The 14,602-nt window shown below is 66.6% G+C and carries 14 protein-coding genes; 8 read left to right on the top strand and 6 right to left on the bottom strand.

What is annotated here, in order from left to right; all coding sequences use genetic code 11:
- Nucleotides 1–14: 14 nt before the first annotated feature.
- Nucleotides 15–947, bottom strand: a complete 933-nt coding sequence (locus M529_RS27345; protein WP_021316457.1) for a DnaJ C-terminal domain-containing protein — start codon at nt 945–947, stop codon at nt 15–17.
- Nucleotides 948–1,078: 131 nt separating this feature from the next.
- Between M529_RS27345 and pdxH the strand changes: the two genes are divergently transcribed.
- The 3 genes from pdxH (at nt 1,079) to M529_RS27360 (ending at nt 4,624) form a co-directional block, all read left to right on the top strand.
- Nucleotides 1,079–1,654 (top strand): pyridoxamine 5'-phosphate oxidase, encoded by a 576-nt coding sequence (pdxH, locus tag M529_RS27350; RefSeq protein WP_021316458.1) that lies wholly within the window; start codon nt 1,079–1,081, stop codon nt 1,652–1,654.
- 187 nt (nt 1,655–1,841) lie between these two features.
- On the top strand, nt 1,842–3,173 hold the full coding sequence (locus M529_RS27355) for a dicarboxylate/amino acid:cation symporter (protein WP_031294159.1): 1,332 nt from the start codon (nt 1,842–1,844) through the stop codon (nt 3,171–3,173).
- Between the two features lie 140 nt (nt 3,174–3,313).
- Nucleotides 3,314–4,624, top strand: coding sequence for a dicarboxylate/amino acid:cation symporter (locus M529_RS27360; protein ID WP_031294160.1), 1,311 nt, complete (start codon nt 3,314–3,316; stop codon nt 4,622–4,624).
- Here the strand turns inward: M529_RS27360 and M529_RS27365 are convergent.
- Together M529_RS27365 and M529_RS27370 are read right to left on the bottom strand one after the other, a co-directional pair.
- Nucleotides 4,617–4,799 (bottom strand): Myb-like DNA-binding domain-containing protein, encoded by a 183-nt coding sequence (locus tag M529_RS27365; protein WP_021316461.1) that lies wholly within the window; start codon nt 4,797–4,799, stop codon nt 4,617–4,619. The genes M529_RS27360 and M529_RS27365 overlap by 8 nt on opposite strands.
- 5 nt (nt 4,800–4,804) lie before the next feature.
- Complete coding sequence (locus tag M529_RS27370) at nt 4,805–6,094, bottom strand: adenylosuccinate synthase (protein WP_021316462.1); 1,290 nt, start codon at nt 6,092–6,094, stop codon at nt 4,805–4,807.
- 211 nt (nt 6,095–6,305) lie between these two features.
- On the opposite strand from M529_RS27370, the gene M529_RS27375 reads away from it, so the two are divergent.
- Nucleotides 6,306–7,184: an alpha/beta hydrolase gene (locus M529_RS27375; protein WP_021316463.1), complete on the top strand. Its 879-nt coding sequence runs from the start codon at nt 6,306–6,308 to the stop codon at nt 7,182–7,184.
- Here M529_RS27375 and M529_RS27380 read toward each other — a convergent pair.
- From M529_RS27380 to M529_RS27390, 3 genes are all read right to left on the bottom strand, one after another.
- Complete coding sequence (locus M529_RS27380) at nt 7,178–8,308, bottom strand: ATP phosphoribosyltransferase regulatory subunit (RefSeq protein ID WP_021316464.1); 1,131 nt, start codon at nt 8,306–8,308, stop codon at nt 7,178–7,180. The two genes, M529_RS27375 and M529_RS27380, sit on opposite strands and share 7 nt — an antisense overlap.
- A 54-nt stretch (nt 8,309–8,362) precedes the next feature.
- Nucleotides 8,363–9,946, bottom strand: a complete 1,584-nt coding sequence (gene serA / locus M529_RS27385; RefSeq protein ID WP_021316465.1) for a phosphoglycerate dehydrogenase — start codon at nt 9,944–9,946, stop codon at nt 8,363–8,365.
- A 113-nt stretch (nt 9,947–10,059) separates the two neighbouring features.
- A complete protein-coding gene (locus M529_RS27390) occupies nt 10,060–11,223 on the bottom strand; it encodes a phosphoserine transaminase (RefSeq protein WP_021316466.1) in 1,164 nt (387 codons plus the stop codon).
- Nucleotides 11,224–11,383: 160 nt separating this feature from the next.
- Between M529_RS27390 and M529_RS27395 the strand changes: the two genes are divergently transcribed.
- The 4 genes from M529_RS27395 to dapD all read left to right on the top strand — a co-directional run bounded on the left by M529_RS27395 (nt 11,384) and on the right by dapD (nt 14,590).
- Nucleotides 11,384–12,088 carry an extensin family protein gene (locus M529_RS27395; RefSeq protein WP_031294163.1) on the top strand — a complete coding sequence of 235 codons (705 nt, stop codon included), beginning with the start codon at nt 11,384–11,386 and terminating at the stop codon, nt 12,086–12,088.
- A gap of 41 nt (nt 12,089–12,129) precedes the next feature.
- Nucleotides 12,130–13,017, top strand: a complete 888-nt coding sequence (locus M529_RS27400; RefSeq protein ID WP_021316468.1) for an LOG family protein — start codon at nt 12,130–12,132, stop codon at nt 13,015–13,017.
- 65 nt (nt 13,018–13,082) lie between these two features.
- Complete coding sequence (locus M529_RS27405) at nt 13,083–13,754, top strand: pyrimidine 5'-nucleotidase (protein WP_021316469.1); 672 nt, start codon at nt 13,083–13,085, stop codon at nt 13,752–13,754.
- Nucleotides 13,751–14,590 carry a 2,3,4,5-tetrahydropyridine-2,6-dicarboxylate N-succinyltransferase gene (dapD, locus tag M529_RS27410; protein WP_021316470.1) on the top strand — a complete coding sequence of 280 codons (840 nt, stop codon included), beginning with the start codon at nt 13,751–13,753 and terminating at the stop codon, nt 14,588–14,590. The genes M529_RS27405 and dapD overlap by 4 nt, the downstream gene beginning before the upstream one ends.
- Nucleotides 14,591–14,602: the final 12 nt, after the last annotated feature.

Here is a 14,602-nt window from a genome sequence, read left to right on the forward strand (position 1 = left end):
CGCCCCGAAACGCCTCAGACGCCCAGATGGGCGCGCACCGCGCGTTGGTCCTGCCAGCTTTCGACCAGTGCCCGGATCGCCGGATCGTCGGCCGGAACGTCGATCAGCAACGTCACGAGCTGGTCGCCGCGGTCGCCGTCCTTGCCGACGAAGCCCCTGCCGCGCAGGCGCAGCACCTTGCCCGACTTGGCGCCCGCCGGGACGCCCAGCATCACCGGTCCGTCGACGGTCGGCACCTTGACCTTGGCCCCCTTCACCGCCTCGTCCAGCGTGATGGGCAGGTCGAGCAGCACATTATCGCCGTCGCGGCGGAAGAAGGGGTGCGGCTTCACCTCTATGGTGACGATCGCATCGCCCGCGCCGCCCGGCCCCGGCTGTCCCTTGCCCGACAGGCGCATCTGCGTGCCCGTCTCGACGCCGGCGGGAAGCTTCAGGTCGATGGTCTTTCCATCCTGAAGGGTGATACGCTGGGGCGCCAGCGTCGCCGCGTCGGTAAACGCGACCGCCAGGCGATAGGCAACGTTGGCGCCCCGCTGCGGCGGCGCTTGCCGCCCGAAACCGCCGAAGCCCCCACCGGCGCGGCGTCCCGCGCCACCGAACAGCCCTTCGAAAATGTCGCCGAAGTCGGCGCCTTCGTTGAACTCGAACCCGGCGGCATGGCCACCGCCCGGAGAACCGCGGAAACCGCCGCCGCCACCGCCGCCGAAGCCGAAGGGCGCGGTCGGGTTGCCGTCGCCGTCGATCTCCCCCCGGTCGAAACGGGCCCGCTTGTCCTTGTCGGACAGCAAGTCATAGGCGTTGGTGACCGCGGAGAAGCGCTCGGCTGCCTTGGGATTGTCCTTGTTCCGGTCGGGGTGCAGCTCCTTCGCCAGCTTGCGATAGGCCGACTTGATGTCCGCCTCGCTGGCGCCGCGCGCCACGCCCAGGGTGGAGTAGGGATCTGCCATCGATGCTCTGTGACCTGTATTGATGTCGGTGGAAAGAAGGATTTGCCAGATATGTGGCGAAAGCCCGCGCCGCGTTCAAGTTGCGGCTTGCCCGTATCGACAGGCGGGCGCGCCAGGCATAAGGCGGGACAATGACCGATCCCTTCTCCCTTTTCGACAAGTGGTATGCGCAGGCGCGCGACAGCGAGATCAACGACAGCAACGCCATGGCGCTCGCCACGGCTGATGCACGCGGCCGGCCATCGGTGCGCATGGTGCTGCTGAAGGGACACGGGCCGGACGGCTTCGTCTTCTACACCAATTTCGAGGGGCGCAAGGCCGGCGAGCTGCTCGAAAACCCCCATGCCGCGCTACTGTTTCACTGGAAGTCGGTGCGGCGCCAGATCCGGATCGAAGGACCAGTCGCGCCAGTCGACGAAGCGACCGCCGACGCCTATTTCGCCAGCCGCAGCCGCGACAGCCAGCTGGGCGCCTGGGCTTCCGACCAATCACGGTCACTGCCGTCACGCGATCTTTTCATGGAACGCTACGCTGCGGCGCAGGCGCGGTTCGAAGGCGTGCCGGTGCCCCGCCCCCCGCACTGGTCCGGCTTCCGCGTCGCGCCCGAGCGCATCGAATTCTGGCAGGATCGCGAGCATCGTCTGCACGAACGGCGGCTGTTCCAGCGGGACGGCGACGGCTGGCGCGAGGGGCTTCTCTATCCCTGAACCGATCGCGCCCGAACGGTTCGTCCGGAACAGACCGGCCGGGGCGCGGAAACGTCGCCCTCGTTCGTCTATCCTTTCCGCAGCCCGGCGCGGCCCGATTGCGGGTCGCCCATGCGCCTGTTAGGTGTGTCCGCCTGACAGAACCGGAACGAGAACGGGGCGCGCCCGCGCGGTCCAGAGGGAATCAATGCGAAACAGACTGACGGCGTTCATCCTTGCAGGCATGATTCTGGGGGTGATCGTGGGCTTTGCCGCCAACCTCTGGGTCGGCGGCGACGAAGCGACGGCCAAGGATGTCGCGGGCTATTTCCACCTGCTGGCCGACATCTTCCTGCACCTCATCAAGATGATCATCGCACCGCTGGTCTTCTCGACCCTGGTGGCCGGCGTTGCGCACATGGGCGACAGCGCTGCGCTTGGCCGGATCGGCGGCCGTGCGCTCGCCTGGTTCATCATCGCCAGCCTCATCTCGCTGACGCTGGGCCTCATCTTCGTCAATTTCTTCGCACCGGGCGAGGGGCTGAACCTCGTGCGCAGCGGCGCGGAATCCGGCGTCAACACCGAGGCACTGAACTTCCGCGACTTCATCCTGCACGTCTTCCCCACCTCCATGGTCGGGGCGATGGCGGAAAATTCGATCCTGCAGATCGTCGTGTTCTCGCTGTTCGTCGGCGTGGCGCTGACCGCCATCGGCGAAAAGGGCAAGCCGATCGTCACCGTCATCGAAGCGATGGTGGAACTGATGCTGCAGGTCACCGGCTATGTCATGCGCATGGCCCCCTTCGCAGTGTTCGGCGCGCTGGCGTCCGTGGTGACGACCGAGGGGCTGGGCGTGCTCAAGACCTTCGGCGAACTGGTCGGCGAATTCTACCTGGCGCTGATCGCCCTGTGGCTGCTGCTGTTCGCCGCCGGCTCCGTCTTCCTGGGCAAGCGGATGTTCAAGCTGGTCCGCTATGTCCGCGAACCACTGCTGATCGCCTTCTCAACCGCCTCGTCCGAAGCCGCCTATCCCAAGATGCTGGAGCAACTCGACCGCTTCGGCGTGCCGCGGCGGATATACAGCTTCGTGCTGCCGCTCGGCTACAGCTTCAATCTCGACGGGTCGATGATGTATTCGACCTTTGCCACCATCTTCATCGCCCAGGCCTATGGCATCGACCTGCCGATCGCGACGCAGATCACCATCCTGCTGGTGTTGATGGTGACCAGCAAGGGGATTGCCGCCGTGCCTCGCGCCTCGCTGGTGGTGGTCGCGGCGACGCTGGGCCAGTTCGACCTGCCGGTGGAAGGCGTTGCCTTCATTCTCGCGGTCGATCATTTCATGGACATGGGCCGCACCGCGACCAACGTGCTGGGCAACGCCATCGCCACCTCCGTCATCACCAAATGGGAAGGGATGCTGGAGGTCGAGGAGCCAGACTATGTGCCCCACCCAAAGGCGCCGGCGCATACGGCCGCGCACGGCCGGGCCGGGCTGGAGCTGGCGAGCGACATGGTGGAGGAGGATCAGCGGTCCTGAGCGGTCGCTTCCCCATCCCCTCTCCCCATCGGTAACTCTTCTCCTCCCGCGCTGGAGTAGGAGAACGGGAATCCGCAACGATCACAGCGGATACACGGTGCCGCCGGATGGTTGATGACGGCATCCATCGGGGAGAGTCCATGAGTGCAGATGCCAGCAGCCCTGAAACCGCGCGAACGCCGCTGAACCTGCAATGGCGAATGCTGGCCGGGTTCCTGGTCGGCTTGGTCCTGGGCCTCGCCATCCACCTCACCGCGCCGGACGCCGCTTGGGTGGACGCGGTCACGACCTATGTTACCGCGCCGGTCGGCGAGATCTTCCTGCGGCTGCTCTTCATGCTGGTCATCCCGCTCCTGGTGTCGGCGCTGATTGTCGGCGTCGCGGAGATGGGAGAGCTCCGGTCGCTGCGGCGCGTCGGGGTCCGCACGCTGATCTACACGCTGGTCGTGTCGGGCATCGCGGTCGCGCTGAGCATCGTCCTGGTCAACCTGCTGCAGCCTGGTGCGGGCGTCGATCCCGTACAGGCCCGCGCCATGCTGGCGGACGCGGGCCAGGGCGCGAAGGCGATATTGGCCCGCGAAGGCGATGCGCCGACCGGCGTTGCGGCGGTGCTGGCGATCGTGCCCGACAATGTGATCGCGGCGATGGCTGGCAACGACATTCTTGCCGTCATGGTCTTCGCCCTCTTCTTCGGCATCGGCCTGCTGCTGGTGCGCACGGAGCAGTCGCGGGTGCTGCTGAGCGCTATGGAAGGCCTGTTCGAGGTGTCGATGCGCCTCATAGGGCTTGTCATCCGGCTCGCGCCGATCGCCATCGCCTGCTTCATGTTCAACCTCGCGGCGCAGTTCGGGTGGGAATTACTCGTGCGGCTGTCCGCCTATGCCGGCGTCGTGCTGCTGGCGCTGCTGATCCAGATGTTCGCCGTCTATCCGCTGTTGATCGCCATGCTGGCGCGGCGGTCACCGCTGCGCTTCTTCGCCGCCGCGCAGGAAGCAACGCTGATGGCCTTCGCCACCGCCTCCTCCAACGCGACCCTGCCCACGGCCATCCGTGTCGCGGAGGACCGGTTGCACCTCCCCCGCCGGATCGCCCGTTTCGTGCTGACGATCGGCGCGACGGCGAATCAGAACGGAACCGCGATCTTCGAGGGAATCACCGTTCTGTTCCTTGCGCAATTTTTCGGCGTCGACCTGACGCTGTCGCAGCAGCTGATGGTGATGCTGGTGTGCATCCTGGGCGGCGTCGGCACGGCCGGCGTGCCGGCTGGATCGCTGCCGGTTGTCGCGATGATCCTGGGCATGGTGAACGTACCGCCCGAAGGGATCGGGCTGGTGCTGGGGATAGACCGCTTCCTCGACATGTGCCGTACCGCGCTCAACGTCACCGGCGATCTGGTCGCGGCGACGGTGATCTCGGCAGGGGAGGAAGATCGCTCGCCTTCCGCTACCTGAGCTTCGCGATCGACAGCCCATCCTGCTTGGCGCGCGCCTTGACCGACTCCTCGCTCCGCGTCAGCGCCTTGGCGATGGCCTTGAGCGCCGTGCCCTTCTTCGCGAGCGTATGCAGTTTCTGGATCTCGTCCGGCGTCCAGGGCTGCTTGTGCCGTTCGAAGCGATCGCCTGCCATGCCGGTCAGTCCGCGAAGGGATCGCGCACCAGGATCGTGTCCTCGCGCTCCGGGCTAGTGGAGACGAGCGTGACCGGGCAGCCGATCAGTTCCTCGATCCGTCGGATATATTTGATCGCCTGCGCTGGGAGGTCGGCCCAGCTGCGCGCACCGGCCGTGGTGTCGCTCCAGCCGCCGATCGTCTCGTAAATGGGTTCCGCCTTTGCCTGATCCTGCGCATGGGCCGGCAGATAATCGAACGTCCTGTCGCCGATGCGGTAACCGACGCAGATCTTCAGTTCCTCAAAGCCGTCGAGCACGTCCAGCTTGGTGAGCGCGATGCCGGTCACGCCCGACACCGCGACCGACTGGCGGACCAGCACCGCGTCGAACCAGCCGCAACGGCGCTTGCGACCGGTGACCGTGCCGAATTCATGCCCCCGTTCGCCGAGGCGCTGGCCGATCTCATTCTCCTGCTCGGTCGGGAAGGGGCCGGAACCGACGCGGGTGGTATAGGCCTTGACGATGCCCAGCACGAACCCCGCGCCATTGGGCCCCAGCCCCGTCCCGCTCGCCGCCGTGCCCGCCACCGTATTGGAGGAGGTGACGAAAGGATAGGTGCCATGGTCGATGTCGAGCAAGGTGCCCTGGGCGCCCTCGAACAGGATGCGCTTGCCCTTCGCCTTGGCCTGGTTGAGCGTCAGCCAGACCGGCTTCACGAAGGGCAGGATGAAGCCAGCAATGTCGCGCAGCTCCGCCATCAGCGCATCGCGATCGATCGGCGGTTCGCCGAAGCCGGCGCGCAGCGCGTCGTGATGCGCCGTCAGCCGGTCAAGCTGCGGCCCGAGATCATCGAGATGGGCAAGGTCGCACACGCGGATCGCGCGGCGGCCGACCTTGTCTTCATAGGCCGGACCGATGCCGCGACGGGTGGTACCGATCTTGCCTGCGCCGCTCGCATCTTCGCGCAGGCCATCGAGGTCGCGATGGAAGGGCAGGATGAGCGGGCAAGTCTCCGCGATCTGCAGATTGTCGGGCGTGATCTCCACGCCCTGGCCGCGCAGCTTGGCGACTTCGTCGCGGAAATGCCAGGGGTCGAGCACCACGCCATTGCCGATGACGCTGAGCGTGCCGCGCACGATGCCGGAGGGAAGCAGCGAGAGCTTGTAGACCTTGTCCCCCACGACCAGCGTGTGGCCCGCATTGTGACCGCCCTGGAAGCGGGCGACGACGTCGGCGCGCTCGGACAGCCAGTCGACGATCTTGCCCTTGCCCTCATCGCCCCACTGGGCGCCGATCACGGTGACATTTGCCATGGATACACTCCTCCGCCCCGCCGTGCGAACCGGCCATGCCCTTCGACGGGACTCGGCATGCCGGTGGGATGGAGCGGGCGCCTCGGCACCCGGATGCCGGCGCGCGGTAGCGGCGCGAAGGGGCCGCTGTCAAGGCGGACGGCTTGAAACGCTTACACTTTGTCACGCTTTGACGCTTTGTCCCGCAGGCGATCGGCGGGATAAGCAAACCATGAAGAATACCTGGCCCGCCATCCTCGCCGCGCTGATGTTGCCGCCCACCCTGCTGCTCCCCGCTCTGATCGTCGCGCGGGCGCAGACCGCGGCAGACCCCGCGGCGGAACAATTGCGCTATGGCGACGATCCGCTGCAGGCCATCGACTATTGGCGCGCGGAGAAGCCGGGAGCGCCGCTGGTCGTCTTCGTCCATGGCGGCGGGTGGAAGCGGGGCGACAAGTCCAACGCGACCGGCCGTGCCAAGATCGCGCATTATCATGCGCTCGGTTACGCCTTCGCCTCGATCAACTATCGGCTGGTGCCGGAAGCAACGGTGGAAGAGCAGGCAAAGGACGTGGCCGACGCCCTCGCCGCGCTGCGCCGGCAGGCCGGGGCGCTGGGCTTCGACCCAAAGCGCATCGTGCTGATGGGCCACAGCGCGGGCGCGCATCTGGTCGCCCTGGTCGGCACGGACATGCGTTATTTCGAGCGCGCCGGCCTGAAGCCCGATGCGGTGCGCGGCATCGTTCCGCTCGACGGCGCCGCCTATGACGTGGCGCAGCAGATGACGCAGGCCGGGCCGCTCATGACCCGCACTTATGCGCAGGCCTTCGGAACCGATCCGGCGCGACAGCGGGCCCTGTCACCGACCCTGAACGCGGCCAAGCCCAATGCACCTGGCTTCCTGATCCTGCATGTCGACCGAGCCGACGGGAAAGAACAGGCGGAAGCGCTGGCCGCAGCGTTGCGCAAGGCGGGCACGCCGACCGAGATCGCCGCGCTGGAAGGCAAGGGCCTGCGCGGGCATATGCAGATCAACCGGTCGATGGGCAATCCCGACTATCCGGGCACCCCCATCGTCGATCGCTATCTGGCCCGGCTGTTTGCTCAATAGGCCGTGGGATCGGCTCCGTTCAGCCAGTGCGAGCAGCGTTGGGCCGCGCCATCCTCTCCTTCCGAAAGGGCGGCGACGGTCTGCCACCCCTCGCGCCGTAGGTCCGCCGCCCGGACGGGATCGTGCCCCAGCGGCAGAAACAGCCGCTTCGGGCTTTCGCCGCCAAAGCCAGCGTCGATCAGCGGATCGGGATAGAGGGAAAAGCCCATGGCCGGCTCGTCCGTCCCGTCGGCACGGGCGATCGCATAGCTGCCGCCGCGGCCGATCTCGCCAATGAAACCCTCCGCGAAAATCGAGAAGCCGAACCAGTTCTGATATTCGAAGCCATGGCGCTCGGTCGGATCGAGCGTCAGGGTGATATCCCAGCCTATCGGCTTGGCGATCGCGCGCAAGCCGGCGATGCGGCTGTCGATCGCGCCGCCGATCCGGGCATTGAATGCCTCGAGCCGGTCCATCGCCGCGTGGAAGGGGCCGGTCGCCTCGATCAGCGGCAGATAGGCGGCGGCATCCGGGCCAAGGGCCGTCAGCGCCCCCGCATCCTTCGCATCGAGCTCGGTGCGGACCGCCTCGATGATGTCCGGCGCGAGCGGCAGGGGACCGGCCGCCAGGCTGTCGATCAGATCGGGCAGCGTGAAGTCGATGGTGATTCCGGTGACGCCTGCCGCCTGAAGCGCCTCGATCGCGACGTTCACGATCTCGACCGCGGCCGCAACGCTGTCGCTGCCGATCAGCTCGGCGCCTACCTGCAGCCGCTCCCGCTCCGGACGCAGCTGGTTGGCGCGCAGCCGGATGACCGGGCCGGCATAGGATAGGCGCAACGGGCGCGGCGCGTTCGCCAGGCGCGTCGCCGCGATCCGGCCGGCCTGCGCGGTCATGTCGGGGCGAAAGGCCAAGGTCCGCTGCGACACTGGATCGACGACGCGCAACAGGTCCTGCGCGCGCATCGACTTCAGCCTCTGGGTCAGCGTCTCCTCGAACTCGGCGAGCGGCGGCATCACGCGCTCATAACCGTGGGTCGCCACGGTATCGAGCACGCGCCGCGCGAGCCGCGCCGACGCCTCGGCCTGGGGCGGCAGGCGGTCGGACAATCCTTCGGGAAGAAGACCGGGCGGGAATATCGTCATGGGCTGGCCCTTTACCGGATTATCGGATGAAGGCCAGCCCGGACTTGCAGTGGTTCAGGCCGCGAAGCGCAGCAGCTTGACGGTCTTGACGCCGGTCAGCTTGCAGATCGCGTCCAGTACCTGCTGCGTCACCGTGCCGTCGACCGACAGCAGCAGCACCGCCTCGCCACCCTGGTTACGGCGACCGAGGTGGAAGGTGCCGATGTTCACCTGCGCCTCACCCAGCGTGCTGCCCAGACGGCCGATGAAGCCGGGCGCATCTTGGTTGACGATGTAGAGCATCGTGCCGTCCAGGTCCGCCTCCACCTTGATGCCGAACAGCTCGACCAGGCGCGGCTGGGCGTGGCCGAACAGCGTGCCCGCGACCGACTTGTCGCCGTTCGCGGTGGTGATGGTGACGCGCAGCAGCGTCTGGTAGTCGCCCTCGCGGTCATGGCGCACCTCGCGCACGTCAAGGCCGCGCTCCTTCGCGAGGAAGGGCGCGTTCACCATGTTCACCGTGTCGGAATAGACGCGCATCAGGCCCGCCAGCACGGCGGCCGTGATCGGCTTCGGGTTCAGCTCGGCGGCATGACCCTCCACCTCGACCGCGACGCCGGTGATGGCGTCGCCGCCCAGTTGGCCGACCAGCGAGCCGAGCTTTTCCGCCAGCGCCATATAGGGCTTGAGCTTGGGCGCCTCCTCGGCCGACAGGCTTGGCATGTTGAGCGCATTGGTGACGCCGCCCGATACGAGGAAGTCCGCCATCTGCTCGGCGACCTGCAGGGCGACATTGACCTGCGCCTCATTGGTCGACGCGCCCAGATGCGGGGTGCAGATGAAGTTCGGCGTGCCGAAGAGGGGCGATGCCTTGGCCGGCTCTGTCTCGAACACGTCGAGCGCGGCGCCCGCGACCTGGCCGCTGTCGAGGGCGTCCTTGAGCGCCGCCTCGTCGATCAAGCCGCCGCGCGCGCAGTTGATGATCCGCACGCCCTTCTTCGTCTTCGCCAGGTTCTCGCGGCTCAGGATGTTGCGGGTCTGGTCGGTCAGCGGCGTATGCAGGGTGATGAAGTCGGCCTTCGCCAGCAGCGTGTCGAGATCCGCCTTCTCCACGCCCATCTCGACGGCGCGTTCCGGCGTGAGGAAAGGATCGAAGGCAACGACCTTCATCTTGAGGCCAAGCGCACGGCTGGCCACGATCGATCCGATATTGCCCGCGCCGATCAGGCCCAGCGTCTTGCCGGTGACCTCGACGCCCATGAAGCCGTTCTTCGGCCACAAGCCCTGTTGCGTCTGGGCATTGGCTTCGGGCAACTGGCGGGCAAGTGCGAACATGAGGGCGATGGCGTGCTCGGCTGTGGTGATCGAATTGCCAAACGGGGTGTTCATGACGACCACGCCCTTGGCCGAGGCGGCGGGGATGTCGACATTGTCGACGCCGATGCCGGCACGGCCCACGACCTTCAGGTTGGTCGCGGCGTCGAGGATGTCCTTCGTCACCTTGGTCGAAGAACGGATGGCGAGACCGTCATACTGGCCGATGATGGCCTTGAGCTCGTCCGGGGTCTTGCCGGTGATTTCGTCGACCTCGACGCCGCGCTCGCGGAAGATCGCGGCGGCATTGGGGTCCATCTTGTCGGAAATGAGGACTTTGGGCATGGGAGTTTCCTATAGTGCATCGTCACCCCGGACTTGATCCGGGGTCCCGCTTTTATGCGGGCGGACGGAAGAAGAAGCGGGACCCCGGCTCAAGGCCGGGGTGACGTAGAGAATTACGCGGCCTTCGCCGTGGCGTAGGCCCAGTCGAGCCAGGGCCCGAGCGCCTGGATATCGGCCGTGTCCACGGTCGCACCGCACCAGATGCGCAGCCCCGCCGGCGCGTCTCGATAGCCCGCCACGTCATAGGCGGCGCCTTCCTTCTCCAGCAGGCCGGCAAAGACCTTGATGAAGGCTTCGTCGGCGCCCTCTACGGTCAGGCAGACGCTGGTCTTCGACCGCGAGGCCGGATCGGCCGCGAGATGGCCGAGCCAGTCGCGTTCCTGCACCAGCCGGTCGAGCGCGGCGGCATTGGCGTCGCTGCGGGCGATGAGGCCGGCGGAGCCGCCGATCGACTGGCCCCATTCCAGCGCGAAGATCGCATCCTCGACCGCCAGCATCGACGGGGTGTTGATGGTCTCGCCCTTGAATACGCCTTCGGCGAGCTTGCCCTTGGAGATCAGGCGGAACACCTTGGGCAGCGGCCAGGCCGGAGTGTAGTTCTCCAGCCGCTCGACCGCGCGCGGCCCAAGGATCAGCACGCCATGGCCGCCCTCGCCGCCCAGCACCTTCTGCCAGGAGAAGGTGGCGACGTCGATCTTCGCCCAGTCGATGTCATAGGCGAAGACGGCGCTGGTCGCGTCGGCGAAGGTCAACCCCTCGCGGTCCGCCGGGATCCAGTCCGCGTTCGGCACGCGCACGCCGGACGTCGTGCCGTTCCAGGTGAACAGCACGTCGTTAGAGAAGTCGACCTGCGTCAGGTCGGGCAGCTGGCCATAGTCGGCGCGGATCACCTTCGGGTCGAGCTTCAGCTGCTTGGCGGCGTCTGTCACCCAGCCTTCGCCGAAGCTTTCCCAGGCGAGCGTCGTCACTGGACGTGCGCCCAGCATCGTCCACATCGCCATTTCGAAGGCGCCGGTGTCGGACCCCGGAACGATGCCGATGCGGTGCGTGTCGGGAAGGTTCAGCAGCTCGCGCATCAGGTCGATGCAATAGGCTAGGCGGGTCTTGCCGATCTTCGAGCGGTGCGAGCGGCCTAGGGAATCGGCGCTCAGCCTGTCGGCACTCCAGCCCGGGGGCTTGGCGCAGGGACCGGAAGAGAAATAGGGGCGAGCCGGCTTGATGGCAGGCTTCTCGGCGGCAGGCGCAAGGGTTGCGCCGGCGGCGGTGGTAGCAGTCATGTAATGCTTCTCCTTGCAGAGAGCACGCGCGGCGTTGGGACCGCGTGGCCCGTCGGCCGCCCTAAAGAGATCGGCGAAAGAGTCAAGAGCACGCGCAAATGCGACGAACCGAGTCGGCCGTTAACCCATGGCCGCTTTTCGGGTGATAAACCCTTGATTCATGGAAGAGCGGGCGATGGGAACGACGGTTCTGCGCGGCGTGGGCCTGGCCGTGCTGCTGACGGCGGTGATGGCGCTGGCGGCGTGCGGCGGCGATCTGGTGCCGCGCGGCCGCGTGGCGAGCGCGTCCAAGGGCGGCAGCAAGGCGAGCCCGGCCCGCCCCTCCGCTCCGCCGCCGCTGGAGGTGAAGCAGTGCATGGCAAAACTGCAATCGCAGGCGGTCGCCTTCACCCCACTTCCCGACCGGAGCTTTGGCGGCGGATGCAGCGCCTTGGGCAGCGTCAAGCTGCTCGACATCGGCGTGCCGGCTACCAACCTCGGCGCGATGACGTGCAATCTCGCAGCCAATTTCACGGCCTGGGCGCGTTACGGCGTGCAACCCGCCGCACGGCTGATCCTGGGCGCGGAAATCGAAAGGATCGAAACCTTCGGCACATACAGCTGCCGCCCGATCGCGGGCAGCGGCAAGCTGAGTGAGCATGCCCACAGCAACGCGATCGACGTGTCGGCCTTCGTCCTGTCAGATGGCCGACGGATCACGGTGGAACAGGGCTGGAACGGCGACAAGCGGACCCGGCAGTTCCTGGAAATCATCCACGCCAGCGCTTGCAAGCGGTTCAACACAGTGCTGAGCCCCGACTATAATGCGGCGCATCACGATCATCTGCATTTCGACATGGGCGGCAAGGGCGGATTCTGTCGCTGACCGGTCTTGGCATTGCCGCCGACGCCCCCTAGGTGATGCCGATGACAAGAAAAGAAATTGAAGAACGCAAATTCCGCCCGGCCCGCGAAGAGGCCGTCGAAGCCCGCAAGAATGTCGAGAATGTCAGCACCCCGCAGACGAGCAGCGCCGCCTATCGCCTGGCCTTCCAGGATACCGAGTTCCTGCTGCGCGAGGACCTGCGTCCCGTGCGGTTCCAACTGGAGCTGCTGAAGCCTCAGCTGCTGATGGACGAGGCGCGGATCGAATCCACCTTCGTCTTCTACGGTTCCGCCCGCATCCCCGAGCCCGAGCAGGTGCAGGCGCGGATCGATGCCGCGACCACGCCCGAGCAGAAGCGGATCGCGGAGAATCTGGGCCACAAGGCGCATTATTATGAGGAAGCGCGCAAGCTGGCACGGATCGCGGCGCAATATCCGGTGAACGATGCCGGGTGCCGCCACTTCGTAGTGTGCTCGGGCGGCGGCCCCTCGATCATGGAGGCAGCCAATCGCGGCGCGGCCGATGTCGGGCAGACGACCATCGGCATGAACATCGTCCTGCCGCACGAGCAGGCGCCCAATCGCTTCGTCACGCCGGAGCTGAGTTTCCAGTTCCACTATTTCGCGCTGCGCAAGATGCATTTCCTGCTGCGCGCGCGGGCGCTGGCCGTGTTCCCCGGCGGTTTCGGCACGTTCGACGAGATGTTCGAACTGCTGACACTGATCCAGACCGGCAAGATGAAGCCGATCCCCATCCTGCTTTATGGCCGCGACTTCTGGAAACGCGTCGTCGATTTCGAAGCTCTGGCGGACGAAGGCGTGATTTCGCCCGCAGACCTCAAGCTGCTGACCTGGGTCGAGACCGCCGAGGAGGGCTGGGCCGCGGTCCAGGCCTTCTATCAGGACAGCGAGGCGCCGGGTTGCAATTAAGCCGGCCGCTGGTGACACCGGCCGACGCCCTTGCCCTCGCCTTTGCAGCGGACTAGGGCGCGGCCATGCTGCCTGCGCTCGCCCATGTAGATTGCTGGATCTTCGATCTGGACAACACGCTCTATCCGTCGAAGGCGGACCTGTTCGCGCTGATCGACGTGAAAATGGGCGAGTTCATCCAGGGCCTGCTGGGCTGCGACCCGGTGGAGGCGCGCGCGGTGCAGAAGCGCTATTTCCTGGAACATGGCACCACCCTGTCCGGGCTGATGCGCCATCACGGCATCGCGCCGCGCGACTTCCTCGACTATGTGCACGACATCTCAATGGACCGGCTGGAGGTGGATCCGGCGCTCAACGCCGCCATCGTCGCGTTGCCGGGACGGCGGCTGATCTTCACCAATGGCGATGCAGCCTATGCCGGACGCGTGCTTGACAAGCTCGGGCTGTCCGGCGTGTTCGAGCTGATCCACGACATCCACGCCTGCCAATATGTGCCCAAGCCCGACCCTTCGGGCTATGCGGCGCTCTGCTCGGCCTATGCCGTCGACCCGGCCCGCGCCGTCTTCTTCGAGGACATGGCGCGTAACCTGCGCCCTGCCAAGGCGATCGGCATGACGACCGTCTGGGTCAACAACGGTTCGGAAAGCGGCGCGCATGAGCATCATCCCGATTTCATCGACTTCGAGACCGACCATCTGACGCCATTCCTGGCCGACATCCTTGGGGGAAGAGCATGACCACCGACCTTATCGCCACCATCGACGCTGCCTGGGAGGACCGGGCCAATGTGAACCTGACCACGCAGGGGTCGGTGCGGCAGGCGGTCGACAAGGCGCTCGCCCTGCTCGACCGCGGCGAGGCCCGCGTCGCGGAGCCGGCCGACGGAGGCTGGCAGGTCAACCAGTGGCTGAAGAAGGCGGTGCTGCTGTCCTTCCGCCTCAACGACAATGTGCTGGTGGAGAATGGTCCGGGCGCGGGCCATTGGTGGGACAAGGTGCCCAGCAAGTTCGCCGGCTGGGACGAGGCGGCGTTCCGCGCCGCCGGCTTCCGCGCCGTGCCGGGCAGTTTCGCGCGCGCCGGGTCGCATATCGCGAAGAATGTCATCCTGATGCCCAGCTTCGTCAATATCGGCGCCTTCGTGGATGAAGGCACGATGGTCGACACCTGGGTGACGGTGGGCAGCTGCGCGCAGATCGGCAGGAACGTCCACCTGTCGGGCGGCGTCGGCATCGGCGGCGTGCTGGAACCGCTGCAGGCCGACCCCGTGATCATCGAGGATGACTGCTTCATCGGTGCCCGCTCCGAAGTGGTCGAGGGTGTGCGCATCGGCAAGGGATCGGTGCTGTCGATGGGCGTCTTCATCGGCCAGTCGACCAAGATCGTCGACCGCACGACCGGCGAGGTCTTCATGGGCGAAGTGCCGCCCTATTCGGTCGTGGTGCCCGGATCGCTGCCCGGCAAGCCGCTGCCGGACGGTACGCCTGGCCCCAGCCTCTATTGCGCGGTGATCGTGAAGCGCGTGGACGCGCAGACCCGATCCAAGACCGGGATCAACGACCTGCTGCGGGATTGATCCCCGTCCTGT

Source organism: Sphingobium ummariense RL-3 (genome assembly GCF_000447205.1).
Lineage (GTDB): Bacteria > Pseudomonadota > Alphaproteobacteria > Sphingomonadales > Sphingomonadaceae > Sphingobium > Sphingobium ummariense.

Excerpts from the sequence above, each read along its gene's own strand:
- M529_RS27370 (WP_021316462.1), bottom strand. The coding sequence starts at position 6,094 with ATGGCAAATGTCACCGTGATCGGCGCCCAGTGGGGCGATGAGGGCAAG.
- serA (WP_021316465.1), bottom strand. The coding sequence starts at position 9,946 with ATGCCCAAAGTCCTCATTTCCGACAAGATGGACCCCAATGCCGCCGCG.
- M529_RS27365 (WP_021316461.1), bottom strand. The coding sequence starts at position 4,799 with ATGGCAGGCGATCGCTTCGAACGGCACAAGCAGCCCTGGACGCCGGAC.
- M529_RS27395 (WP_031294163.1), top strand. The coding sequence starts at position 11,384 with ATGGAAGAGCGGGCGATGGGAACGACGGTTCTGCGCGGCGTGGGCCTG.
- M529_RS27400 (WP_021316468.1), top strand. The coding sequence starts at position 12,130 with ATGACAAGAAAAGAAATTGAAGAACGCAAATTCCGCCCGGCCCGCGAA.
- M529_RS27345 (WP_021316457.1), bottom strand. The coding sequence starts at position 947 with ATGGCAGATCCCTACTCCACCCTGGGCGTGGCGCGCGGCGCCAGCGAG.
- M529_RS27405 (WP_021316469.1), top strand. The coding sequence starts at position 13,083 with ATGCTGCCTGCGCTCGCCCATGTAGATTGCTGGATCTTCGATCTGGAC.
- M529_RS27375 (WP_021316463.1), top strand. The coding sequence starts at position 6,306 with ATGAAGAATACCTGGCCCGCCATCCTCGCCGCGCTGATGTTGCCGCCC.
- M529_RS27355 (WP_031294159.1), top strand. The coding sequence starts at position 1,842 with ATGCGAAACAGACTGACGGCGTTCATCCTTGCAGGCATGATTCTGGGG.
- M529_RS27380 (WP_021316464.1), bottom strand. The coding sequence starts at position 8,308 with ATGACGATATTCCCGCCCGGTCTTCTTCCCGAAGGATTGTCCGACCGC.
- pdxH (WP_021316458.1), top strand. The coding sequence starts at position 1,079 with ATGACCGATCCCTTCTCCCTTTTCGACAAGTGGTATGCGCAGGCGCGC.
- M529_RS27390 (WP_021316466.1), bottom strand. The coding sequence starts at position 11,223 with ATGACTGCTACCACCGCCGCCGGCGCAACCCTTGCGCCTGCCGCCGAG.
- M529_RS27360 (WP_031294160.1), top strand. The coding sequence starts at position 3,314 with ATGAGTGCAGATGCCAGCAGCCCTGAAACCGCGCGAACGCCGCTGAAC.
- dapD (WP_021316470.1), top strand. The coding sequence starts at position 13,751 with ATGACCACCGACCTTATCGCCACCATCGACGCTGCCTGGGAGGACCGG.